Annotated in this window: 18 protein-coding genes; 8 read left to right on the forward strand and 10 right to left on the reverse strand. The window is 69.8% G+C overall.

The annotated features are described in order from the left end of the window. Window positions 1-46: 46 nt before the first annotated feature. On the reverse strand, window positions 47-1,225 hold the full coding sequence (locus OX958_RS23320) for a conjugal transfer protein (RefSeq protein ID WP_270131356.1): 1,179 nt from the start codon (window positions 1,223-1,225) through the stop codon (window positions 47-49). A 554-nt stretch (window positions 1,226-1,779) separates the two neighbouring features. Between OX958_RS23320 and OX958_RS23325 the strand changes: the two genes are divergently transcribed. The 4 genes from OX958_RS23325 to OX958_RS23340 all read left to right on the forward strand — a co-directional run bounded on the left by OX958_RS23325 (window position 1,780) and on the right by OX958_RS23340 (window position 6,328). Beyond that, entirely contained in the window at window positions 1,780-2,655 is an 876-nt protein-coding gene (locus OX958_RS23325; protein WP_270131358.1) for an aldo/keto reductase, read from the forward strand. A gap of 89 nt (window positions 2,656-2,744) precedes the next feature. Then, window positions 2,745-3,134, forward strand: a complete 390-nt coding sequence (gene trxA, locus OX958_RS23330) for a thioredoxin (protein WP_270131360.1) — start codon at window positions 2,745-2,747, stop codon at window positions 3,132-3,134. Window positions 3,135-3,343: 209 nt separating this feature from the next. After that, window positions 3,344-5,296 (forward strand): S8 family peptidase, encoded by a 1,953-nt coding sequence (locus tag OX958_RS23335; protein WP_270131362.1) that lies wholly within the window; start codon window positions 3,344-3,346, stop codon window positions 5,294-5,296. Between the two features lie 99 nt (window positions 5,297-5,395). After that, the gene (locus OX958_RS23340) at window positions 5,396-6,328 is read left to right on the forward strand and encodes an XRE family transcriptional regulator (RefSeq protein ID WP_270131364.1); all 933 of its coding nucleotides are present in this window, start codon (window positions 5,396-5,398) and stop codon (window positions 6,326-6,328) included. 1,023 nt (window positions 6,329-7,351) lie between these two features. Here the strand turns inward: OX958_RS23340 and OX958_RS23345 are convergent. Next, window positions 7,352-8,620 carry an NAD(P)/FAD-dependent oxidoreductase gene (locus OX958_RS23345; RefSeq protein ID WP_270131365.1) on the reverse strand — a complete coding sequence of 423 codons (1,269 nt, stop codon included), beginning with the start codon at window positions 8,618-8,620 and terminating at the stop codon, window positions 7,352-7,354. A 91-nt stretch (window positions 8,621-8,711) separates the two neighbouring features. On the opposite strand from OX958_RS23345, the gene OX958_RS23350 reads away from it, so the two are divergent. After that, the gene (locus OX958_RS23350; protein WP_270131367.1) at window positions 8,712-10,265 is read left to right on the forward strand and encodes a PucR family transcriptional regulator; all 1,554 of its coding nucleotides are present in this window, start codon (window positions 8,712-8,714) and stop codon (window positions 10,263-10,265) included. Between the two features lie 249 nt (window positions 10,266-10,514). Here the strand turns inward: OX958_RS23350 and OX958_RS23355 are convergent, their stop codons facing one another. From OX958_RS23355 to OX958_RS23365, 3 genes are read right to left on the reverse strand one after another with little or no spacing between them, the layout of a single operon-like run. Continuing rightward, on the reverse strand, window positions 10,515-11,579 hold the full coding sequence (locus tag OX958_RS23355; protein ID WP_270131369.1) for an NAD(P)/FAD-dependent oxidoreductase: 1,065 nt from the start codon (window positions 11,577-11,579) through the stop codon (window positions 10,515-10,517). Beyond that, entirely contained in the window at window positions 11,576-12,103 is a 528-nt protein-coding gene (locus OX958_RS23360; protein ID WP_270131371.1) for an isoprenylcysteine carboxyl methyltransferase family protein, read from the reverse strand. The genes OX958_RS23355 and OX958_RS23360 overlap by 4 nt, the downstream gene beginning before the upstream one ends. Further along, window positions 12,103-13,149, reverse strand: coding sequence for a type III polyketide synthase (locus tag OX958_RS23365; RefSeq protein WP_270131373.1), 1,047 nt, complete (start codon window positions 13,147-13,149; stop codon window positions 12,103-12,105). Before OX958_RS23365 ends, OX958_RS23360 begins: the two co-directional genes overlap by 1 nt. A 63-nt stretch (window positions 13,150-13,212) precedes the next feature. On the opposite strand from OX958_RS23365, the gene OX958_RS23370 reads away from it, so the two are divergent. Further along, window positions 13,213-13,995 (forward strand): UbiA family prenyltransferase, encoded by a 783-nt coding sequence (locus OX958_RS23370; RefSeq protein ID WP_270139134.1) that lies wholly within the window; start codon window positions 13,213-13,215, stop codon window positions 13,993-13,995. 50 nt (window positions 13,996-14,045) lie between these two features. Here OX958_RS23370 and OX958_RS23375 read toward each other — a convergent pair whose 3' ends face one another. After that, a complete protein-coding gene (locus OX958_RS23375; protein WP_270131375.1) occupies window positions 14,046-14,921 on the reverse strand; it encodes a LysR substrate-binding domain-containing protein in 876 nt (291 codons plus the stop codon). Window positions 14,922-15,053: 132 nt separating this feature from the next. Between OX958_RS23375 and OX958_RS23380 the strand changes: the two genes are divergently transcribed. After that, window positions 15,054-16,568 (forward strand): MFS transporter, encoded by a 1,515-nt coding sequence (locus OX958_RS23380; protein ID WP_270131377.1) that lies wholly within the window; start codon window positions 15,054-15,056, stop codon window positions 16,566-16,568. On the opposite strand, the gene OX958_RS23385 is transcribed toward OX958_RS23380, so the two are convergent. The 3 genes from OX958_RS23385 to OX958_RS23395 all read right to left on the reverse strand — a co-directional run bounded on the left by OX958_RS23385 (window position 16,562) and on the right by OX958_RS23395 (window position 18,763). Then, complete coding sequence (locus tag OX958_RS23385) at window positions 16,562-17,263, reverse strand: SRPBCC family protein (protein WP_270131379.1); 702 nt, start codon at window positions 17,261-17,263, stop codon at window positions 16,562-16,564. The genes OX958_RS23380 and OX958_RS23385 overlap by 7 nt on opposite strands. Beyond that, window positions 17,260-17,910 (reverse strand): winged helix-turn-helix domain-containing protein, encoded by a 651-nt coding sequence (locus OX958_RS23390; RefSeq protein WP_270131381.1) that lies wholly within the window; start codon window positions 17,908-17,910, stop codon window positions 17,260-17,262. Before OX958_RS23390 ends, OX958_RS23385 begins: the two co-directional genes overlap by 4 nt. A 79-nt stretch (window positions 17,911-17,989) precedes the next feature. After that, a complete protein-coding gene (locus OX958_RS23395; protein WP_270131383.1) occupies window positions 17,990-18,763 on the reverse strand; it encodes an SDR family oxidoreductase in 774 nt (257 codons plus the stop codon). A gap of 176 nt (window positions 18,764-18,939) precedes the next feature. On the opposite strand from OX958_RS23395, the gene OX958_RS23400 reads away from it, so the two are divergent. Continuing rightward, window positions 18,940-21,174 (forward strand): bifunctional SulP family inorganic anion transporter/carbonic anhydrase, encoded by a 2,235-nt coding sequence (locus OX958_RS23400; RefSeq protein WP_270131385.1) that lies wholly within the window; start codon window positions 18,940-18,942, stop codon window positions 21,172-21,174. A 56-nt stretch (window positions 21,175-21,230) separates the two neighbouring features. Here OX958_RS23400 and OX958_RS23405 read toward each other — a convergent pair whose 3' ends face one another. Continuing rightward, window positions 21,231-23,132, reverse strand: a complete 1,902-nt coding sequence (locus tag OX958_RS23405) for a S41 family peptidase (RefSeq protein ID WP_270131386.1) — start codon at window positions 23,130-23,132, stop codon at window positions 21,231-21,233. Window positions 23,133-23,190 lie beyond the last annotated feature (58 nt).

The raw sequence follows: 23,190 nt of genomic DNA on the forward strand, positions 1-23,190 counted from the left end.
GGCATCTCCCTTGGTGCGCTGATCGTTCGACGGCAGTCTGCAGTGGTCATCCGACGGCCGCCACTTGCCATCGCTGTGCTCCGTCCGCGGCGACAGTACGCCGAAGAGTGAGCGAATAGGTCTGGTCGAGGGTGGTGTCCCCGGCCCCGTCCCAGGTCACCGCGGCGGTGGCCCGGCGCTCGTTGTCGTTCCCGGTGTAGACCTGCCAGGACTTCAGATCACCGAGTTTGACCACCCCGTTGAGACTGCGGATCGCGGCTCCCGCCACGGCCACCGCCTCCACCTTGGCGTCGGACTCGGCATAGGCACTGAAGAAGGCCTCGGCGTCCTTCATGGTCACTGCGGTCAGCTCGTCGTCCGGCACGCCGGCCTCCGGCATGTTCTCCGGCAGCGCGGCCCGCTCGTCGGCGACGAAGGTGGGCGGGCCGCTGGCGACGACCCGCGACGACGTCCGCGCCACCGGTACGGCCACGCGTTGCCAGGTGTACGGACCGGGCTGGAAGCTGCGGCCCGACTTGGTGAACGACCGGATCTGGACCCGGACGTCGACGACGGCGACCACACCGCTGGGGTCGACCTTGACCTCACCGGGATAGGCCTTGTCCGCGGTCTGCTTGCCGCGTCCGTTCCAGCCGACCCGGGCGTCCAGGCCATCGGCCAGGTCGAGGCCGATCTGGGCCGGGCGCGCGTCGGGCTTGCTCTCGTCCCAGTTCAGGTAGGACACCGCGTACCGCGTGGCGACCGCGCGGGCCTCGTCCGACGGGAAGCTGGTCTGGGTGACGCCACCCGAGGTGGTGGGAGACGTGTTCGGCCGGATCCAGGACCGTACGCCGCTGATCGCGGCGAGCAGCAGGACGGCGACCGCGAGGCCGCGCAGGAACCGCTTGCCCCAGATCGAGAAGGAGGTCTCGGGCTCGGTCGACCAAGGCGTCTGGGTGGGCTGGAGGATCGGCTCGCGCACCGGACCGGGCGCCGCGTGAGCGCCGTGCGGAGAACGCTGCCGGAGTCGCTCCGGCGACCGCATCCCGGCCGGCGGCTGACCCGGCGGGCCGGCTGCCGGAGGTTGACCGGGCGGCATCTGGCCGGGAGGTCCCTGCGCCGGGGGCGGCTGGGCCCCAGGCTGCTGCGGGCGTCGCGGAGGTGCCATCACGCCGCCGGTGTTCGGCGGCTGGGGCTGGCTGTACTGCGCTGCCACGCCCTGCGCCTGACGAGGCGTGGGCGACACCGGCCCATCCGGGTGGGACCACCACTCCGGCGCGTTGTTGCTCTGCGGGCGTTCTTTGCCCGACTTCCTACGGCTCTGCTTCGTGCGCCGCTGGTCCGCCCAGTGCTCACCTTTTGGCGGCAGATTCAGCAACGTTCGCCACCAACTCATCGCTACCCGCCCCTCAGACAGCAGTTACGCGGACAGTAGCCGGGAGAATACGGCAAGCAACTGTCCACCGGGAGACCTCGGACATCGGTCCCGAGATTCCATCGCTCCCCGCAGCCATACTGTTACCCGCTTCCGCGCCCGCTGCACCTCGACACGTGCAGCGTGACAGCATCGGTACCCTCGCCATGACTCCTCTCCCATGCCCGACCCCATCGATCAGGCAGCGCACACCCTGCCACATGGAACCGACGTTCGAATATCCGTCCGGTGAACATGGTAGGCAGAACGGTTCAACTGATCACAGATAGTAACCGATCGGCCGGGACGGCCTGTGGAAAACCTTGCCGTGGCGCGGGGTCAAAGTACTAGGCTTCCCGGTACCTGCGGAGTTTGAGAGGACAAGCATGGAGACTCGTCGGCTCGGGCGGCTCGAGCACCACAGTTCGGTACTGATCTACGGCGCGGCAGCTCTCGGAGGTGTCGACCAGGACCGGGCCGACGCCTCGATCCAGGAGGCCTTGGACGCCGGTGTCAACCACTTCGACGTGGCGGCCGACTACGGCGACGCCGAGCTGCGGCTCGGGCCGCGGATGCCGGAGATCCGGGACCGGATCTTCCTGGCCACCAAGACCGGACGGCGCACGTACGACGAAGCGTGGGCGGAGATCAACCGCTCGCTGGAGCGGCTGCGGACCGATCACCTCGACCTGATCCAGATGCATGCCGTCTGCGATCTGGAGAACCTCGACCTGGTCACCGGCAAGGGCGGCTCACTCGAAGCCGCGATCCGGGCCAAGGAGGAGGGGATGGTGTCGGCGATCGGCATCACCGGGCACACCGCCGAGGCACCGTCGGTGCATCGAGAGGGGCTGCGCCGGTTCGATTTCGACAGCGTGCTGACGCCGCTCAACTACAAACTCTCCACCGATCCGCGGTACGCCGACGACTACGCTGCGCTGGTGGAGGCCGTGCAGGCCTCCGACGCGGCGCTGATGACGATCAAGATGATCTCGCGGCGGAACTGGCAGGACGGCGAGGAGAAGACCTACGACACGTGGTACCGGCCGTTCGACGAGCAACGGTATGTGACGGCCGCCACAGCCTGGCTGCTGAACGGGCACCCGGAGATCACCGGACTGGCGACCGCGGGCGAGACGCGGCTGCTCCGGCAGATGGTTCAGGCCGAGAAGGACCGGGCCGGTCTCAGCCCGGAGGACGCGGCTGCGATCCTGGACGAGGTGCGGGACTACCAGTCGCCGTTCGTCGACATCCCGATCTGAACCGCCGCGATTGCGGATCCGGGGACCGGGAACACTGATGGCTCCCGCGCTGTTGTACCGGACGTATTCGTCTATCTTCGGAGGTCGTAGTGGCAACGGTCGAGCTGTCCCAGGAGAACTTCGACAAGGTCGTCGGTTCCGACGGACTCGTCCTGGTGGACTTCTGGGCGGAGTGGTGTGGTCCGTGCAAGATGTTCGGGCCGGTGTTCGAGAAGTCCTCCGAGGCGCATGAGGACATCACCTTCGGCAAGGTCGACACGGAGGCGCAGGTCGAGCTGGCCCAGGCGTTCCAGATCAGCTCGATCCCGACGCTGATGGCCGTGCGGGACGGCGTCGTGCTGTACTCGCAGCCGGGCGCGCTGCCGGCCAACGCGCTGGAGGACCTGATCAAGCAGCTCCGCGCGGTCGACATGGAAGAGGTTCGGGCCCAGATCGCCGCCCACGAGGCCGAGCACGGCACCGAGCCGCACACGCACTGATCCGATCACCGAGAAGCGGTCCAGACCCGAAGCCGGGGTCCGGGCCGCTTCTTCATGCGCCCTGAGCCGACCGGCGACGCTCGCGAAGATCAAAAAACAGTATTGGAACAGCAGGTGTCCGGGAGGTGTTGGCGAAGCTATCCCCCGGTGATCCCCGCTCCATAGCCTCCAAGCCTGGCATGACCCGCCCCGTCAGAGGAGAACCAGGCATGAGGAACAGAACAGCGCGTGCGTTGACCGCCGCGGCCGTCGCGATCGGTCTCGTCACCGTGGCAGCGCCCGCCGCGCAGGCCGCCGAGGGAGTCGTCCGCAACGCGGGCACCCCGACCGCGGTGTCGGGCAAGTACATCGTCGCCTTGAAGGACGCCCCCGCCGGCAAGGTGCGCGCCGCGGCCCTCCGGACCCGCGCGGACGGTCTGGCCGGCAAGTTCGGCGGCTCGGTCGGCTACGTCTACGACCAGGTGCTCGGCGGCTACTCCGCCCGGATGACCGACTCCCAGGCGCGCCGGCTGGCGGCGGACCCGTCCGTCGCGTACGTCGAGCAGGTCCAGACCATGACGGTCGTCGACACCCAGAACAACCCGCCGAACTGGGGCAACGACCGGATCGACCAGCGCGACCTGCCGCTGAGCAAGTCGTTCACGTACCCGGCCAACCCCGGGCAGGGCGTCACGGTCTACGTCCTGGACAGCGGCCTCAACCCGAACCACCAGGAGTTCACCGGCCGGGTGAAGCAGGGCATCGACTACATCGACAACGACAGCAACCCGGCCGACTGTCACGGCCACGGCACGCACGTCGCCGGAACCGCCGTGGGCACCACCTACGGTGTCGCGAAGAAGGCCAACGTCGCGGCCGTCCGCATCCTGAACTGTCAGGGCTCGGGCCAGAACGACCAGATCCTGGCCGGCATGAACTGGATCAAGTCCAACGCGGTGAAGCCGGCCGTGGTCAACTACAGCGTCGGCTGCGGCTCCCGGTGCAGCAGCGACGCGCTGGACAACGCGGTCAAGGGGATCATCGCCTCGGGCGTTCAGTTCGTGCAGGCCGCGGGCAACAACAACGACGACTCGTGCTTCTTCAGCCCGCAGAAGGTGGCGGCTGCCATCACGGTCGGCAACAGCACGATCTCGGATGCCCGCTACACCGGTACCGGCCCGTCCAACTACGGCTCGTGCCTGGACATCTGGGCTCCCGGGACCAACATCATCTCGGCCTCCTACAGCAGCAACACGGGCACGGCGACGATGACCGGTACTTCGATGGCGTCGCCGCACACCGCCGGCGCGGCGGCCCTCTACCTGGGCGCCAACCCGAACGCCACGCCGCAGCAGGTCCGGGACGCGCTCGTCAACAACGGCACCACGGGCAAGCTGACCGGGATCAACTCCGGTTCGCCGAACGTGCTGCTCTACACCGGCTTCATCGGCGGCGGTACTCCGGCCGGCCCGTCGGTGACCAGCCCGGGCAACCAGTCCACCGCCGTCGGCGGCACGGCGAACCTCCAGTTGCAGGCGTCCGGCGGCACCACGCCGTACACCTGGAGCGCCTCGGGTCTGCCGGCTGGGCTGTCCATCGGTTCGGGCACGGGCAAGATCACGGGCTCGCCGACCACGCAGGGCACGTCCAACGTGACGGTGACCGTTACCGACTCAGCCAACAAGACCGGCCAGACGACCTTCACCTGGACCGTCGGCGGTTCCGGCGGCTGCACCGCGGCGCAGGTCGTCAGCAACCCCGGCTTCGAGAGCGGCAGCACGCCGTGGACCGCCAACGCCAACGTCATCGGCAGCTGGTCGCAGCAGGCCGCTCACGGCGGCACCCGGTACGCGTGGCTCGGCGGTCAGGGCGTCAGCCACACCGACTACGCGTCCCAGTCGGTGACCATCCCCTCCGGCTGTGCGACGGTGACGCTGCGGTTCTGGCTGCACATCGACACGGCCGAGACCGAGAACGTCGTGTACGACAAGCTGACCGTCTCGCTCGGCAGCACCGCGGTCGCGACGTACTCGAACCTGAACAAGGCCGCCGGCTACGTCGAGAAGGTTCTGGACGTGAAGCAGTTCGCCGGCCAGACGGTGACGCTGAAGTTCAACGGCGTCGAGGACCAGTCGCTGCAGACCAGCTTCGTCGTCGACGACGTGGCCCTGTCCGCTTCCTGATCCGTTCGGTCCGGCCGGGGCGCGCAGTCAGCGCCCCGGCCGGGCCGTCCCGGCGCGTCAGGGCTCGGCAACCGGCGATCGGAGGCGGATACTCTGCGCATGGGAGAGCAGATCATCGGCCGGGAACTGGCCCATGTGCTTCGAACCGGCCCGTTCTCCGCCGCCCTGCACCTGGCGATCGAGGCCAGCGGCCTGCGGCTGGAGCAGATCCAGACCCAGCTGGCCGAGCAGAACATCATGGTCAGCCAGACCACTCTGGCGTACTGGCGACGAGGCCGCAGCCGGCCTGAGCGCCCCGCCTCGCTGCTGGCCGTCGAGGCGCTCGAGGGCATCCTGGGCCTTCCCGCGGACGCGCTCACCGCCCAGCTCGGCCCCCGCCGCCCGCGCGGGCGCTGGCTGGACCACCCACCGGGCACGATGCAGATGGCCGACGTCTGGTCGGACACCGGCAGCCTCGACGGGCTGCTGGAGGCCGTCGCCACCCCTGTCCACAACATCCTGTACCGGGTGAGCCTGCACGACCTGTTCACGATCGGCCCGGACCGGGGCGCGGTCTCCCTGGTCACCCGCGCCGTCGTTCGCGCCACCGCCGACAAGGTCTCCCGCAGCGTGTTCGTCTACCACAACGACGAGGGCGAGGGTGGGCTGCCGACCGTGCATCCGGTACGGAACTGCCGGATCGGGCGGACCCGGTCCGATCCCGACGAGAAGTTCCTGGTGGCCGAGCTGATCTTCGACCGGGTGCTGGACACCGGCGAGACGGCGGCCGTCGAGTACGAGACGCGGTTCGGGCCCGGAGTCCGCGCGGACCACTACCACCGGGCGTTTCCGGCGGAGACCGGCGACTATCTGCTCCAGGTGCAGTTCGACCCGGACGCGTTGCCGGCCCGCTGTTTCCGGTACAGCCGACGGCGGGAGAACGCGCCCGACCAGGGAGTCCGCGAGGTGCTGGTGGGATCGACGAACGGCGTGCATCGCGCTGACTCGGACGTCGCGCCGGGGCTGGTCGGGTTGCGCTGGGAGTGGGAGTAGCCGCCGGTCGGCGGAATTGAGTAGGGCGTGGCTCCCGATCGGGAGCCACGCCCTCTTCTGGCTCGGGCTTCGATGGCCGAGGCAGGTGGTGCCGCGGTCCTCCGCCCGAGGACCGCTGGTGGTGCCGCAGCCCTCCCGCCCGAGGACTGCTGGTGGTGCCAGCTGTCCTTCCGCATAAGAGGACCGCTGGGTGGTGCGCCAACCGTCCTTCCGCATAAGAGGACCGCTGGGTGGTGCGCCGGCCGCCCTTCCGCAAAGAGGACTGCCGGGTGGTGCGGCCGGCTCCCGCGCGGCATCGCGGGAGCCGGGTCTAGCACGCACGGTCCCGCCAGGCGCTCGGGTGAGGACCGCTGCCGGGTTCCCGTGAGTGAGGCTTCGCGGGGACCCGGATACTGCGCCGCGGTCTCCCAGCAGGGTGGGAGTCGCGGTGTTGCCGACCGGCGTCCGAGGAGCAGGCGTACTGCGGGCGCCGGGTGGTGCGGGCAGGTCCGCTGGTTTGCGGAGGTCTGCCGGTGGTGCCGGCGGTTCCGCTGGTTTGCGGAGGTCCGCCGTACCGGTGGCTTCCCGACAGGGGCCGGGACGTCGCCGGTGCTACTGCGGTCCCGCTGTGGCTGGGACCGGTCTTGCTGCGGCTCCCGGTGAGGTGGGGCCGGTACTGCGAACAGGCCCTGGTGATGGAGCCTGCCTGGTGCGCCGGGCCGTCTTGGCTGAAGCCCGGGTGGTGCTGCCAGGTGCCGTGGTGAGCGGACCTGGGGTGTGCGCCGGCTCCGCAGGGTCACGGAGTACCGGGGTGGTGCCGCCGGGCAGCTGTGGAGTCACAGCGGCCCGGGTGGTGCTGCCGGAGCCCTGGAGATGCAGGGCCGGCTGGTGGTCTCCCGAAGGAGGCCGCCTGGTCCCGTCGCGGTGAGACGGCTGGGGTACGGCTCAGCCGGGACGGGAGCTCGAGATGGTCTGTTGGGTGGAGCCCGCCTTCGGAGGGGGCTCAGGTGGTTCCGCGATTCAGTTGTCGGCCAGCGGCTGAGGTCAGCGGAGTGGGTTGAAGGGCAGCAGTTCTTCCGGCGTACGGCCGGTGGTGATGGTCTCGGCGAGCAACTGGCCGGTGATCGGGCCGAGCGTGATGCCCCACATGCCGTGACCGCCGGCAGCGAAGACGCGGGGCGACGCGGTGGCGCCGATCAGCGGCAGGCCGTCCGGGGTGCACGGGCGGGGGCCGACCCACTCGAAGGTACGAGCGTCCAGGTCGGCGTCCCGCAGCAGCGGCCGGGCCGCCTCCACGATCGCCTCGATGCGGCGCGGGTCGAGCTTCGCGTCGGGCTTGCGGAACTCCATCATCCCGGCGACCCGCAGCCGGTCGCCCAGCGGCGTACAGGCGATTCGCTGGGCCGGGAAGTAGACCGGGCCGGCCGGGACGTGCGCGATCGGGACGCTGAAGCTGTAGCCGCGGCCCGCCTGGACGACGGTCCTCACGCCGAACTGCCGGGCGAGATCGCCCAGCCAGGCGCCGGTGGCCATCACGACCGCGTCGTACGGCGTGCTCTCGCCGTCGGCGGTGACGATCCGGACGCCGCGGATCTCGTCCACGATGTCCTTCACCGCCACGCCGGTGACGATCTCTCCGCCGCGAGCGCGGACCGAGTCGGCCAGCATGTTCACGTACTCGCCCGGGTTGATGAAGCGCTGACCGTGCAGCCGGATGGCCGCGCCGATCTCGTCGGACAGCGACGGCTCGATCTCGCGGGCGTCGTCGCCGGTGATCGCCTCGAACTCGATCCCCTGGCCGGCCGCGTGGATGTGCTCGATCTCCTCGAGCAGCACCGTGCGCTCCGCCTCGGTCCGGTACGCCGCCAGGAACGACTTGGCCTCGTAGGTCTCGGCCTCGACCCCCGCCTTGGCGAGCGCGTCGAACCCGTTCAGCGCCTGCCGGTTGATCGGCACCAGCGCCTCCATCGCCGTCTTCCAGCGACCGGCGGTGCTGTTGCGAGCGAACCGGGTCAGGAACGAGATGAGTCGCGGGCTCGCCGTCGGCGGCACGTAGACCGGCGAGGACGGGCTCAGCACCGCGCCGATGCCGTACTTGAGCACGGCGGGCTCCGGCAGCGGGGTCGCCAGGCCGGGGGTCAGCCAGCCCGCGTTGCCCCAGGAAGCACCGGCGGCGACGCCTTCACGATCCAGCACGGTGACCTCGATCCCCGCCTCCTGGAGGAACCAGGCGGTGGAGAGACCGACCATGCCGGCGCCGACTACGGCGACCCGGTCCGGGACGAGGTGATTGCCTTGCACGGAAGCGACCATGTATCGATGGTGCGGCCGCTCCGAACCGCTGTCATGGTGCGGTCGCACCACAGCTGGCACTGATGACAGTGGCAAGAGCACAATAACCTTCATGATCACCGTCCCTGACCTGGTCCTTGCCGTCGGACCGGCCCTGTTCGAGATCGTCGTGGCCGGGCACGGCGACGGCGAGGTGCGCGATGTCTTCCTCGCCGATCCGCAGGAATCCGCGACCGGTCAGCCGGGCGACCTGGTGCTCGGCTTCGGCCTGGGCAGCCCGGAGGAGGCCGTGGAACTGCTGGAGCGCTGTGCCGCCGGCAATGCCTCGGCCATCATTTTGCGGACCACCCTCGCCTATCACCCGGCCGTGGTGGCTCAGGCTGAGAAGTGGCTGCTCACCCTGGTCGCACTGCAGCCGACTGTCACCTGGGCCCACGTGGTCTGGCTACTGCGAGGCGTGATCGACAGGGCCGCGGCTCCCGACTCCCCCACGGCGGGTGACGCCGGAGTACACCAAGAGCTCTTCGCACTGGCCGACGCCGCCGCGGCCATCGTCGATGCTCCAGTGACGATCGAGGACAACCAGTCTCGGGTGCTGGCCTATTCGAGCCTCCATGACGTCAGTGACACCGACCCGACCCGAGTGTCGACGATTGTCGGCCGGAGGGTGCCCGCTGAGGTCATCGCGCACTTCAGGGCTCGAGGGATTTTCCGGCGTCTTGCCAGGTCGAGCGAGCCGTTCCTGGTGCCTGACGGTCCCAACGGCATCCGCCCGCGACTCGTAGTACCGGTTCGGGCCGGCGGTGAGTGGCTGGGCTCGATCTGGGCCGTGGTGGACGGGCCGGTGAGCGCAGAGGTCACTGCTGAGCTCAGTCAGGCTGCGTCGGTGCTTGCGCTGCACCTACTGCGGCTCAGGGCTCAGGCGGACGTGGCCAGGCGTAGCGCCATCGACCGCCTGCGGACCGTACTGCGGCAGTTCTCTCCCGACACTCCACTCGACGTGCGGCTGCCACCGCCGCCCTGGCGGGTAGTCGCCCTCGGCTCACCAGGCGAGTACGACGTACCGCAGGAGCTGGATCTGTGGGAGTCCACTGGTCGCCGCCACGGCTGGAGCGAGCCGCAACTGGCTGACCTCGACGGCAATGTCCTGGCAGTCGTCTCGGACGGCGACGGCCCCGGCTCGTGGCGCTGGCTCCGCAAGCTCGTCATGGACCTGGCCAAGGACTCCCCGGGTACGACGGCCGCAGCCGGCGGGCGTGCCCGTGGCGCGGCGGACCTCCCGAGCTCCCGAGCGGAGGCGGTCGAGCTACTAGGCCTGGTACGCCGTGAGCTCGCGCCCGGCCCAGCACTCCGGGTCGAGCAGGCGTGGCACATCCTGACGGTTCACCGGGCGGTCACGTCCCTCGACACCACCAAGCTCGACGGGCCGCTGGCGACTCTGCTCCGCCACGACATCGAGCACGACACCGCCTTCGTCGACACCCTGCAGGCCTGGCTCAACTATCCGGGCCAACCGCAGCAGGCGGCCAGGCAGCTGCATCTGCACACCAACACCTTGCGGCACCGGATGAAACGCATCGGGGAGATCGCACGACTCGACCTGACGAGTCCGCGCGAACGGCTGGCCCTGCAGCTGCAGATCGCCGCCGTGCGGACCGAACACTGAGACGTAAGCCACAGGCCCAGGTAACAAGGCTTCATATTCCGGCAACGGACGGGCAACATCCGGCTGGCACTGTTTACCTCAGAAACACCGAGAACTTGTCCCAGCCTTTCACCAGGAGGCTGGGGCAGCTCGTTCCAGCCTTTCACCAGGAGGCTGGAGCAACCCGAGCGAGCATTTCACCAGGATGCTCGGTCGCGGGTCGGCCCGGCGGTCGTCTGAGCGATCGCCGGGCCAGCGCGCGTTCCGCGCTCAGGCAAGTTGGTTGACGACGGCACCGAAAACTCCCGGCAGCCGCGCGGCCGCCGGCACGATGCGGGGAGCGAGCAACGAACTGTTGCGGGCCCAGAGCAACGAACCGGTGAGGAAGCGGCACTCCCACGAGACCCGTCGCCAAGCCGCGTCGTACTCGGCGGGCCGGTCGGCCTGGACGCAGCGGACCAGTTCCGCCGAGGTGCGGAGCGCGACGGCGATTCCTTCACCGGTCAGCGCGTCGACGTAGCCGGCGGCGTCACCGACCAGCAGCACGCGCCCGGCCACCCGTCCGCGCACTCGTTGACGAAGCGGACCGGCACCCAGCACCGCGGATGCTTCCGGTGCACCGGCGAGGCGGCGTCTGAGCGCGGGAAACGCTTCGAGATGAGAGTCGAACGAGCCTCGGGCCGAGGTGAGGACGGCGACGCCGACCAGGTCGTCGGCGACCGGCGTCACGTAGGCCTCACCCAGAGAAGACCAGTAGACCTCGACGAGCTCACTCCAAGGACGGACGACGTAGTGCCGCCGAAGCCCGCGACGCGGCTGCCCCGCATCGTGGGACGAGAAGAAGCCAAGGTCGCCGGCGCGTCGGCGGCGGCCGGTCGACTCCCCTAGGCCCAACTGACGGCGGATCGGAGAGTGGAGTCCGTCAGAGGCCGCCAGGTAGCGGGCGGTGAAGCCCGCGGCGGTGACGGAGTGCGCGGTTTGGGTGATGGCCTCGACGCGACCGCGGACGACCGGGACGTCCAGTTCGGCAAGGCGATCCAGCAACGCGCGCTGCAGCGTCGTACGGCGTACTCCGAGGCCCGGCCCCGAGCGGAAGCGCGCATCGACCACATGGTTGGCGTCGAGGTACCGGATGCCGAAGAACGGCCGGCCGGCCGGCGCGACGCCGAGGCGCGACAGGTACTCGACGGCGCTGTGCGCGATGCCCTCGCCGCAAGCCTTGTCGATCGGCGCCGGCCGCGGCTCGACCACGACCACCGACAGCCCCGCCATCGCGGCGCGGATCGCCGTGGCTGCCCCGGCCGGACCGGCGCCCGCGACGAGGAGATCGATCACTTGGTCAGTGCGGAGTCCAGCGCCGCTTCCTCCGTGCGGATGCGGACGGCGAGCAACGGGATGTTCAGCAGCAGGAACCCCGCCGCCGTCACCCACGCCGTGTGCACCAGCGGCAACGCGATCCCCTCGGCCACCACCGCGACGTAGTTCGGATGACGCAACCACTTGTATGGGCCCGCGGCAACCAGTTTCAGTCCTGGTACGACGATCACGCGGGTGTTCCACTGCGGTCCGAGCACCCCGATGCACCACCACCGCAGCCCCTGCGCCAGCAGCACGACGGCCAGCATCGACCAGCCGAGCGCCGGGACGAACGGCCGGTCCGCCACGATCGCCTCGACCAGACAGGCGGCCAGGAACCCGGTGTGCAGCAGCACCATGAACGGATAGTGCCCCTGGCCCGACTCCACTCCGCCGCGCTGGAAGCTCCACTTCGCGTTGCGCAGCGAGACGACCAGTTCGGCCACCCGTTCGAGCCCGACGGCCAGCACCAGCACGACGTACCACCACAACGACGAGTCCATCACCACTCCAGAAGTACGAGCTCGGAACAGAAACCTGGGCCCATCGCGAGCAACACGCCCATCCCCGAAGGATCCAGGCTCAGGGTGTCACCGAGCACGTGCAGCACCGAGGAGGACGACAGGTTGCCCACGGCGTCGAGCGATTTCCAGGTCAGGTCGAGCGCACCCGGCCGCAGTTCCAGGGTCGCCGCGACGGCCTCCAGTACCTTCGGCCCACCCGGGTGACTGACCCACGTGCCGATCTCCGCGACGGTCAGGTCGTGCTCGGCGAGGAACGTGGTCACGTCACCGCCGAGGTACTTCCGGACCACCTCCGGTACCTCGGCACCGAGCACGATCCCGAAACCGCCCGATCCCACGTCCCAGCCCATCACCCGCTCGGAGTCGGGGTAGAGCCGCGAGCGGGTCGCCACCACGGACGGGCCGGCGGCCGCCGGGTGATCCGAACCGGTCAGCACCACCGCCGCCGCTCCGTCGCCGAACAGCGCCCCGCCGACCAGGTTCGGCAGGGACGAGTCGTCGCGCTGCAGCGTCAGGGAGCACAGCTCGACCGACAGCAGCACCGCGACATGAGTCGGCCAGGCTTTGAGGTAGTCGTGCAACCGCGCGATGCCGGCCGCGCCCCCGACACAGCCGAGGCCGAACAACGGCAGCCGTTTGACGTCCTCCCGCAGTCCGAGCCGGACGGCCACTCGCGCGTCGATCGACGGCGCGGCGATACCGGTCACCGTGGTGAACATCAGGATGTCGACGTCGTCCACGCTCAGCCCGGCCGCGGCCAGCGCGCCCGAGACGGCTTCGGCGCCGAGGTCGACGGCCGTCGAGATCCAGGCGTCGTTCGCCTCGCCGAAGTCCTTCAGTACGCCGTACCGCTCCAGCGGCAGCGCCAGATGCCGGTAGGAGACCCCGGCGTTCTCGTGCAGGCGGCGGAGCAGACCGATCCCCTTGCCGTCGGGCAGGCAGATGTCGGCAAAGGCCGCGGTGATTTCTTCCTGGGCGTAGCGGTGCGGCGGCAACGCGGCCTGCACCGCGGCGATCCGCGTCATCGTGGCATCGTTGGGTCGGTGAGCCGGTTGAACGTCGTCCTGCGCCCTGTCAGAGGTCTCGCGATGGCGTGCCATCCGGGTCCGACCGTTGCCGTCACCACCTTGGTCACCGTCGTTGCCTGGTCCGCCGGGCGGAACGCCGCCGGATGCCTCTTAGTCGCCGCAGCAGTCCTCACCGGCCACCTCTCGATCGGCTGGAGCAATGACGCGATTGACGCATCTCGCGACACCAGTGTCCACCGAAACGACAAACCAATCGTGGCCGGACTGGTGAGTCGCCGCACCGTCTGGGCCGGCGCCGCCCTGACCGCGGCGGTCTGCATCCCGCTCTCGCTGGCCAGTGGCGTGCTCGCCGGCCTCGCCCATTTGGGTTTCGTCGCGTCGGCCTGGGCCTACAACCTGGGCCTCAAGTCGACCCGGATCTCCTGGCTCCCGTACGCCGTGGCCTTCGGCCTGCTGCCGACCTTCGTCACGCAGGGCACGTTCGGCACCTGGGCGCCGTGGTGGGCGTCGGCCGCCACCGCGCTGCTCGGAGTCGGCGCGCACCTGGCGAACGTCGTACCGGATCTGGCCGACGACCTGGCGACGGGCGTCAGAGGCTGGCCGCAGCGACTGGGACACCTGGCCCGGTACGCCGCTCCGCTGCCGCTCGCCGCCGCGACCGTGCTCCTGGTCGTCGCACCCGCCGGCGCGGTGGGCGTGGTCGGCTGGCTCACGCTCGCGGTGGTCGCCGTGCTGCTGCTGGTGATCGTGCTGTGGAAGAACGCGCCGTTCCTGGTGACCATCGCGGTCGCGGCGGTCAGCGTCCTCGCCCTCGTGCTCCGAGGCGACGCGCTGAGCCGCTAGGGCGCCCCTCCCGATTCGCGCAGCAGCAAGCAGGTGCTCGGTGGCGGCAACTAGTCGGCCGGTTTGAGCGGCGCGTTGCTGCCGAGGATGGCAGCGGTCAGAGCTTCGGCGGGCTCCTTGGCGGCCCGGGGGTTGGTGATCAGCACCAGGTCGATGGCCGGGAGTTCCGGGAGGCCGGCGCTGGGCGGCGGTTCCACCAGGTCGGCCGGCATCAACGAGCGCGCGAAGATGGCGATGCCCAGGCCGGCCCGGACCGCGGCGAGTACTCCGTTGACGCCCCGGACGATGCAGGTGATCCGGCAGGATCGGCCGGCTTGCTCCAACGTCTGGACGCCCAGCGAGCGGCTGATACTCGGCGCTTGGTAGGCGACCAGCGGGACCGGGCCGTCGGGGGCGATGCGGGTGCCGGAGATACCGGCCCAGACCAGCGGGTCGCGGCGTACGACGCGGCCGTTGGGTTCGTAGCCACCACCGAGGCTGTGCTTGACGTAGGCGAGATCCAGATGGCCGGACTCGACCCGCCGCAGCAGATTAGGGCTCTGGGCAACAGTCAGCTCGAGGTCGATCCGCGGATAGAGCTGGCGGAAGTCGCGCAGGATCCGCGGCAACGGCGTCAGCGCGAGATCGTCGGTGACTCCGAAGCGCAGCCGGCCGCGCAGTTCCGAGCCGGTGAAGTAGCCCGCGGCCTCCTCGTGGGCGGCCAGGATCGTCCGGGCGAAACCCGCCATCGCGTCACCGTCGGCGGTCAGCGTCACGGTCCGCGTGTCCCGCACGAACAGCGGCCGGCCGACCGCCGTCTCGAGCTTGCGGACGTGCTGGCTGACCGTCGGTTGCCGGATGCCCAGCCGCTCCGCCGCCTGGGTGAAACTGAGCGACTGCGCCACCGCCAGGAACGTCCGCAGCTGGTCCGGATCGTAGGTCACCATCACTCCTCAACCGCCGAGGTCATTGCAGGACGCAATAAGACTAATAGGAGTGATTCGCTGTCGGAATCCGGTCTCGAGCCGTGAGGATGGTGACGACCTCCCCTGCCAAGTCCACTTCCCTAGGGATGACTCTTGACCACCCGGGCCACCGGTTCTGTCCACCCCGTCCCCGATTTCCACACCCACCGCAGCACCGCTCACAGTCCCGCCTCCGGTAGGCGGCCGGGCTTCCGCGACACCTTCAGCGCCCTCCAGGTCCGCAACTTCCGGCTCCTGGTCAGCGGCCTCTTCGTCAGCTCGACCGGCGGCTGGGTGCAGCGCATCGCCCAGGACTGGCTGGTTCTGACCCTGACCGGCAGTGCCACCGCGGTCGGCATCACCACCGCCCTGCAGTTCCTGCCCACCCTCCTGCTCGGCCTGTACGGCGGGGTGATCGCCGACCGTTTCCCCAAGCGCCGGATCCTGCTCTGCACGCAGGCCACGATGGGACTCGCGGCCGCCGTGCTGGCCGTGCTGGCGCTCACCGGTTCGGTCCAGGTCTGGCAGGTCTACGCGCTGGCGCTCTTCCTCGGCCTCGCGACCGCCGTGGACAACCCCACCCGCCAGTCGTTCGTCACCGAACTGGTCGGCAAGGAGCGGCTGCGGAACGCGATCAGCATGGTCTCCTCCACCTTCCAGCTCGGCAGCCTGATCGGGCCGGCTCTCGGCGGTCTGCTGCTCGGCACGATCGGTACCGGCTGGGCGTTCGCGCTCAACGCGGTCACCTTCCTCGGCTCGATCTCGGCCCTGCTGATGATGCGCGAGCACGAGATGCCCGGCCTGCAGGCTGCTCGCCGGGCCAGCGCGGGGATGCGGATCCGCGACGGTCTGCGGGACGGTGTGCGGTACGCCTTCCACGAGCCGGCCGTTCGCTGGGCGATCGCCCTGGTCGGCATCTACGGCATGTTCACGATCAGCCTGCCGGTGACGCTGACCGCCTTCGCCGACCGGGTCTTCCACATCGGCGCCACCGGGTACGGCGTACTGAACTCCGTCGTCGCGGTCGGCGCGCTCGCCGGAGCGCTGCTCTCGGCCCGCAGGGTCCGGCCGACCAGGCTGCGCAACCTGGTCGGGATCGCCTCGATCCTCGCGGTGACCGAGATGGTCGCCGCGCTCCAGCCGTCGATGTGGACCTTCCTGCCGTTGCTGGCGGCCCTCGGGATGGCCACGCTGATGTTTCTCACCGCGGCCCAGTCGATGGTCCAGCTGACCACCCCCGACGGGCTCCGCGGCCGGGTCGCCGGCATCTACAACCTGGTCTTCATCGGTGGCGGCGCGATCGGCGGCCCGACCGTGGGCTGGATCGCCCAGCACTGGGGTGCGCGGACCGCCCTGCTGCTGGCCGGGATGATCCCCGCTGTCGCCACGGTCGCGATCGGGATCAAACTCGCCCGGACCGGCCGGCTCCGCGTGGTCGTGGTCAGGCCACGGACCCGCTCACCCTGGATGCAGCCGCCGCGACTCGGGCTAGCGCAGACCGCAGTACGGGTGGAGCGGCCTGCGGCTCCGCGACTCGAGGGGCCGTTGACGCTCTCCCGCCGGCACCATCGCCGCGACGGTCTGCACCCGCGTCCCGGGCGTACCAGGAAGGAGCGGTTGCATCACTGAGCGGTGAGATAGAACTCGGCCAGCCAGGACTGCCACGCCTCTTCCAGGCGCTCGGCGTCCTGGCCGGGCCCGTAGTAATGGTGGCCGAGGGCAACGGGCATGCCGAGCAGGCTGCGGTCGTGGAAGCGCAGCAGGGCGTGATCGGTACTGATGCCGAGGTGACTCGGGCCGGCGTAGTCGACCTCGCCGACGACCGTCCCCAGCCCGTGCACGTCCAGCTCGACCTTGTCACCGACCTCGCCGCCGATCGCCGCGCGCAGCTTGCTCCACGCTTCCGGCGTCCCCGACCAGGCGGGGCCCTCGGCAACGACATAGGTGGCGGCCTCCCCCGGGAAGCCCGACAGGTAGAGCTGCAGGGTGTGGAAGTAGAGGTCCCAGCCGCGCGCGGTCGCCTCGTACTCCGCCTCCCAGTCGTCCCCCTCGAATCCGCTCTGGACGAACCGCAGGACCGACGATCCGCCGTCCCGCGCCTCGATCAGGTACTCGAACGCGCCCGTCTCGGTCCGGACGGCGAAACCGTGGCCGGGCTCCCAGCGCAGTACGCCGCTGTCCGGGCCCGGCCCGGCGGCGCTCGGCGACGGGTCCATCGGGAACAGCCACGCGGTCAGCCCGGCCTCCGTCGCGATCGCGTCCCAGACCTGTTCGGGGGTCGCGTCCAGCGGGACCTCGACCTCGATCCGGCGCTCCACGGTCATCGTCGTTCTCCACTCGTCTGCTGTTGCACGGATTCCGGCTCGCCAGTTCTCGGGTCGGCGATCTTCGGTTCGGTAGGTTTCGGATGGACGGCCACCAGCAGCCGGTGGCTGCGGCCACCCGGCGCGGATTCGTCGTGGTACTTCGCGACCAGTACCCGCATCGCCTGGGCCAACTCGTCGGCGAAGGCCGCCCGGTCGGACGCCGAGGCGAAACGCACCTCACCGTCCATCGCGAAGGTGGCGAGCTTGCGCCGCGCCTTGCGCGCCCCGGCCAGCAGTTGACCGACCTCCCGCAACGTCCGCGCCGCGAGCGCCAGCAACCATCGCGCCGACAACCCGTCGGGGGACACCAGCGGGTCAGGCTGCACCCCGCCCAGCACCTGCGGCGAGATCACGTACGCCGAAGCGCTCGCCTGCAGCACCCGCTCGGTGCAGTTGCCCTTCTTGCGCTCCTCGACGAGCACGACCAGGCCGTGCTTCTCCAGCGCGCGCAGGTGGTAGTTCAGCTTCTGTCGCGGCAGACGCAGGGTGGTCGCCAGCGTGGTGGCCGAACCCGGCACCGCGAGCTCGGCCAGCAGACGCGCCCTGACCGGGTCCAGCGAGACCCCGGCGGCGGCCGGGTCGTCGATCACCACCACGTCTTCCATGCGTTCGAGCCTGTCACCGACAACTAATGTTGTCAAGAAAGCCGTTGTGATCGGCAGTCGATCGGCAGACGGCTCACCCTCAGATCGACGACGTGGCGCCACCGTCCATCGTGATGACGGCGCCGGTGACGTAGGCGGCCCGGGGTGAGGCGAGGAAGACCGCGACGTCGGCGACCTCGGACGGCTCACCCGCGCGGCCGATCGGAATACCGGCGACGAGCTCCGCGGCCAGTTCCTCCTTCGGCCGGCCGGTGGCGCGGACGGCGGCCTCGAGCCGGTCGTCGACCCGTCCGGTGCGGGTCAGGCCCGGGTTGATCACGTTCACCCGGACGCCGCGATCGGCGTAGGCCTTGGCGTAGCCGACCGACGCCAGCATCAGCGCCGCGTTGGCCGCTCCACCGCCGATGTGCAACGGGTTCGCCACCTTGCCGCCCTGCCCGACCACGTTCACGATCGAGCCACTGCCGCGCTCGGCCATCTCCCGGACGACGGCCTCGGTCGCGTGCATGTAGGTGAAGTACTTCGCCTCCATCGCCGCGTGCAGCGCCTTGCTGGTCAGCTCGGCCGGCGGGAGCTGCCGGGCCGCCCCGGCGCAGTTGATCAGGATGTCCGGCACCCCGATCCGCCCGAACACGGCGGCCGACGCCTCCGGATCGGTCAGATCGACCGCCTCGGTCACGAAGGTGAATCCCTTGGCAGCCAGCTCCTCACGGGCGGCCGCAAGGTTGTCCGGGTCCCGGCTGATGCCGGTCACCGCCACGCCCTCGCGGGCGAGCGCCTCGACACAGGCCAGCCCGATCCCCTTGCTCGCCCCGGTCACCACTGCGGTCTTGCCGGCCAGTTGCAGGTCCACTCGCTCATCCTCCGGATCGTTGCTTTTCGGCGCCGGGTCCACCCTATTCGGTGCTGAGGACAACGAATCGGAATCACTGGTCGTCCGGCCTTGATCCGGCCGGTACTATCAGTAACCAGATCGACACTCTTTGTTTCGACGTTCTGTTGCTGTCAGCACCCAACGCCGGAGGACCCGTGCCGAGCATCTCTCCCAACCATTCACCTCCCACGCCGGAGCCTGCCCAGCCAGGCAACTCGTGGAGGACAGTCGTTCGCCATGACGTACCGGCCTCGCTGGTCGTCTTCCTGATCGCGATCCCTTTGTCACTGGGGATCGCAGCCGCATCCGGAGCCCCGCTGATCGCGGGACTCGTCGCCGCCGTCGTCGGCGGCATCGTCGCCGGCGCACTCGGCGGCTCCCCCTTGCAGGTCAGCGGCCCGGCCGCCGGCCTCACGGTCGTCGTGGCCGGTCTGGCCACGCAGTTCGGCTGGGCCGCGACCGCGGGAATCACCTGCGCCGCCGGCCTTCTGCAGATCCTGCTGGGCGTCACCCGCATCGGCAGGCTCGCCCTCTCCCTCTCCCCCGCCGTGGTGCACGGCATGCTGGCCGGGATCGGCGTCACCATCGCCGTCCAGCAGCTGCACGTGGTGCTCGGCGGGCAGGCCCAGAGTTCCCTGATCGCCAACCTGGCAGGGCTTCCAGAGCAACTGATGGCCCACCACCCGTGGTCCGTGCTGGTCGGCATCCTCACCGTGGTGATCCTGCTCGTCTGGCCGCGGTTGCCGCGGGTCAGGATCGTTCCCGCGCCGCTGGTGGCCGTGGTCGCCGTCACCGCGCTGGCCGCCGCGTTCATGGTCGACGTCACCCGGGTCAGCCTGCCGGACGAGCCCCTGAAAGAGCTGATCCCACCGACCCTGCCCGGTGGCGGCGCGCTCGCAGTCGCGACGGCCGTCCTCACCGTCGCGCTCGTCGCCAGTGTCGAGTCGCTGCTCTCGGCCGTTGCCGTGGACAAGCTTCATCGCGGCAAACGGAGCAACCTCGACCGTGAGCTGATCGGCCAGGGCGCCGCCAACGCGATCTCCGGCGCCCTGGGCGGGATGCCTGTCACCGGTGTGATCGTGCGGAGTTCGACCAACGTCGCGGCGGGTGCCAGAAGCCGCGCCTCGGCGATCCTGCACGGGGTCTGGATCGCGGTCTTCGTGCTCGCCGCGGGCGCGATGCTCGAGCTGATCCCGATGGCGGCGCTGGCCGGCGTCCTGCTGGTCACCGGCCTGCGGCTGGTCCAGCTGGCGCATATCCGCACCCTGAAACGCCACGACGAACTCATCGTGTACGTCGTCACCGCGGCCGGCGTCGCCGTGCTCGGACTGGCCGAAGGGGTGCTCGCCGGGCTGGTCCTCGCGCTCGCCCGGGTGCTCTACCGGTTGGCCAAGGCAACAGTCACGGTGACCGAGGAGAACGGTGAGTGGATCGTCCGGATCCGCGGCACGCTGGTCTTCCTCGGAGTGGCGTCGCTGGTCCGCTCGCTGCGCACGATCCCGGCCGGGGCACCGGTGCGGGTCGACCTCCGGGTCAACCACCTGGACCACGCGGCGTACGAGGCGATCGAGGACTGGCGGCGTGGGCACCTCGCCCGCGGTGGTTCGGTGGTGCTGAACCGGTCGGCCTTCCGGGCCGCGCTGCGGGACGACACCGAACGCCGGATCATCCCCTGGCAGCAAGGCCAGGTGGTGCCGGAGGTCGACCAGCGCGCCGCGATGCTGGACGGCATCCGCGAGTTCGAGGCGTCGGCCGATCCGATCCGGCCGATGATGGCGCGGCTCGCGGCCGACGGGCAGCAGCCGACGCAACTGTTCATCACCTGCGCCGACTCGCGGATCGTGCCGAACATGATCACCACCACCGGCCCGGGCGACCAGTTCTGTGTCCGCAACGTGGGCAACCTCGTTCCGCCGTACGGGTCTAACAGCAACTCCGTCGACGCCGCCGTCGAGTACGCGGTCGAGGTCCTGGGCGTCGCGTCGATCGTGGTCTGCGGTCACTCACACTGTGGCGCGGCCGGGGCGGCGCTGGACGAAGCCGACCTGGACCAGTCGCTCCAGAACGGGTCCGGCCTCAAGAGCTGGCTGAAGCATCTCGAGGTGTCGGTCCGCAGGTCGGCCGCGATGCCCGACATCGTCGACCCGGTGACGGGCATCAAGCTTTCACCGGCCGACAAGCTGTCCGTCACGAACGTGGCGGTCCAGCTGGAGAATCTGCGCAGCTTCGCCTGCGTCCGCGAAGCCGAAGAAGCCGGCCGGCTGGAACTCGTCGGTCTGTACTTCGACATCGGCGCCGCCGCCGCCAGGCTGGTACTGGGTCGTGAGCCCTATCTGATCCGTGCCGACGAGGAGCTGGCGGCCACCGCGCCTCCTCCGTCCGACCACTGATCGGTCACGTTCGCCAGGTGTCCGAGCCCACCACTGGTGGGCTCGGACACCTGCGGTCAGACCACGATCCGTCGTGAGGCCGCCAACTCACCGGCAGCGAAGCCGTCGGTTCGCAGCAGTTGACCTGCGGTCACCTCGAGGATGTTGATGCTGAGCGGAGCGCCGGCCAGGTCCTCCGAACTGATCGGCCGGTCGTCGAGATACAGGTCGACGCGATCGAGTCCCTCGGTGGTCAGGTCGACCGTGAGCGTGCTGCCGGCCAGCGACGTCGCGACGTCCAATCGCCGGTTGGGCATCGCTGCGAGTTCGGCACCGGCGGCGTCGAGGAGATCGGCATTGCCTTCCAGCAGGTCTCTCCGGGTCATCTGGTGGGTGGAGTCCGGGCGGACGCCGAGGTCCTCGACCGGCGTACCGGAGAGCTCGCCGACGCGGAGCGTCCGCCGGATCGAGACCCTCATGTTCGCGCCGTTAGGCAACGCCTCGTACGGCGAGGTCGGGTCCGCCGGCGGCGGCTCGTTCAGCAACGTTGCCAGCAGCCCATGGGTCCAGACGTTCGCGCCGCCCGCGCCGGTGTTGTCGTCGACGCCGATGATCCGGCCGATCCGGTGGTCCGCGAAGCCGGCGGCGAAGATGTCGGTCGCCGAGTAGACCCGGGCGTCGGTGATCAGCACGACCGGCCCGAAGTACGTCTGGCCGATCGCGTTGGCCCCGTCCTCGGGAGTGATCGGCTTCGCCGCGGAGTACGCCGCGCCGGTCTCGGTGGCCAGGTCGAGCGAGTCGAACCACGGGCCCAGGTCGATCCCGGACGGGTTGTCCTTGTGCCGGCGGCAGATCCGCAGGTTGAGCGGCGTACTGACGAACTGGACCGGCTCGGGCGAGATGTGCCGCGGCGTCAGGGTCTGCAGCGTGAACTCGCTGGCGTAGATGTGCCCGCCGCCGTTGTCGCGGACGTCGATGATCAGCCCGTTCTGCGGCAGCGCGGCGGCGAGCCGGACGAACTCGTCCCGGAAGGCGACTGGGTCGGTGACGCTGAACGTGAAGATCCGCAGGTGCCCGAAGGTGCCGTGCGCGGTGACGGCCTCACGGGCGCGGAAGACGCCGGGCATCGTGGTCGGCAGGTCGGTGCCGCCCGCCGCGACCGGACTGCTGAGCTGAGCGGAACTCCGGCCACCTTCGAGTTCCACCACGTGCCCGACGTACAGCGCCTTCTTGGCGCGGGCCTTCTCGTCGGAGTCCAGGTCGAGGCCCATCAGGGCGGAGGCCGGCGACAGGGCGTCGAGATCGGTCATCGGCGGCAGGTTGGTGGTCACCTTCCACTGCTCCCGCAACTCCTGGGCGGAACCGTCGAGACCGAGGTAGCTCAAGGTGACCCACTCCTCGTCCGGTGGCGACTGGATCACCAGCGGGCGCAGCGTAAGGGACTCCAGCCCACGCGCCAGGTTGGCGGCGTCGTTGCTGCCGGCGAACTGGGCTCCGTTGAGGGCGACCGCGCGAGCGATCGGCGTACCGTTCCAGTGCGTCACCTCGGCGCCGGGCCCGAACTGGGGAGCGGCGTAGCCGGTGACGGTCCGGGTGATCAGGTAGTGCTCACCGGTCTGGTCGAAACACTTCTCGATCAGGAACGGCAGGAAGGCGAGCTGGCCGGCGAACGGCACCGGCAGCAGGTAGTTGGTGTGCAGGTCGCGGACGGAATGGAAGATGCTCGACATCTGCCGGTGGAAAATCCATTCCGCTTCCATCGACTCGGCGGTCTGCCGTTCGATCCTTGCGCGCATCACCCGCAAACGCTGCAAGGGATTGACAGCGTGCATGGCGACTTTGAGCTGCAAATGCACGTAGTTCTGCTCCAGCAGCAGCAATGCCTGGTCGATGAGCAGTTTGCGCTGGCCCAGCGTCAGCGTCCCGGCCGACGCGAGGAACTGTGGCAGCGGGACGGCGCCCGACTCCACGATTTGCACCGGCTTACGGGCCTTGCGAACGGGCCTGCTGGCGGTCTTACGAGGCTGAGACATGGTT

This window comes from Kribbella sp. CA-293567, from assembly GCF_027627575.1.
Taxonomy (GTDB): domain Bacteria; phylum Actinomycetota; class Actinomycetes; order Propionibacteriales; family Kribbellaceae; genus Kribbella.

Excerpts from the sequence above, each read along its gene's own strand:
- OX958_RS23375 (WP_270131375.1), bottom strand. The coding sequence starts at position 14,921 with ATGGTGACCTACGATCCGGACCAGCTGCGGACGTTCCTGGCGGTGGCG.
- OX958_RS23390 (WP_270131381.1), bottom strand. The coding sequence starts at position 17,910 with ATGGAAGACGTGGTGGTGATCGACGACCCGGCCGCCGCCGGGGTCTCG.
- OX958_RS23370 (WP_270139134.1), top strand. The coding sequence starts at position 13,213 with ATGGCGTGCCATCCGGGTCCGACCGTTGCCGTCACCACCTTGGTCACC.
- OX958_RS23325 (WP_270131358.1), top strand. The coding sequence starts at position 1,780 with ATGGAGACTCGTCGGCTCGGGCGGCTCGAGCACCACAGTTCGGTACTG.
- OX958_RS23360 (WP_270131371.1), bottom strand. The coding sequence starts at position 12,103 with ATGGACTCGTCGTTGTGGTGGTACGTCGTGCTGGTGCTGGCCGTCGGG.
- OX958_RS23335 (WP_270131362.1), top strand. The coding sequence starts at position 3,344 with ATGAGGAACAGAACAGCGCGTGCGTTGACCGCCGCGGCCGTCGCGATC.
- OX958_RS23385 (WP_270131379.1), bottom strand. The coding sequence starts at position 17,263 with ATGACCGTGGAGCGCCGGATCGAGGTCGAGGTCCCGCTGGACGCGACC.
- OX958_RS23345 (WP_270131365.1), bottom strand. The coding sequence starts at position 8,620 with ATGGTCGCTTCCGTGCAAGGCAATCACCTCGTCCCGGACCGGGTCGCC.
- OX958_RS23365 (WP_270131373.1), bottom strand. The coding sequence starts at position 13,149 with ATGACGCGGATCGCCGCGGTGCAGGCCGCGTTGCCGCCGCACCGCTAC.
- OX958_RS23340 (WP_270131364.1), top strand. The coding sequence starts at position 5,396 with ATGGGAGAGCAGATCATCGGCCGGGAACTGGCCCATGTGCTTCGAACC.
- OX958_RS23350 (WP_270131367.1), top strand. The coding sequence starts at position 8,712 with ATGATCACCGTCCCTGACCTGGTCCTTGCCGTCGGACCGGCCCTGTTC.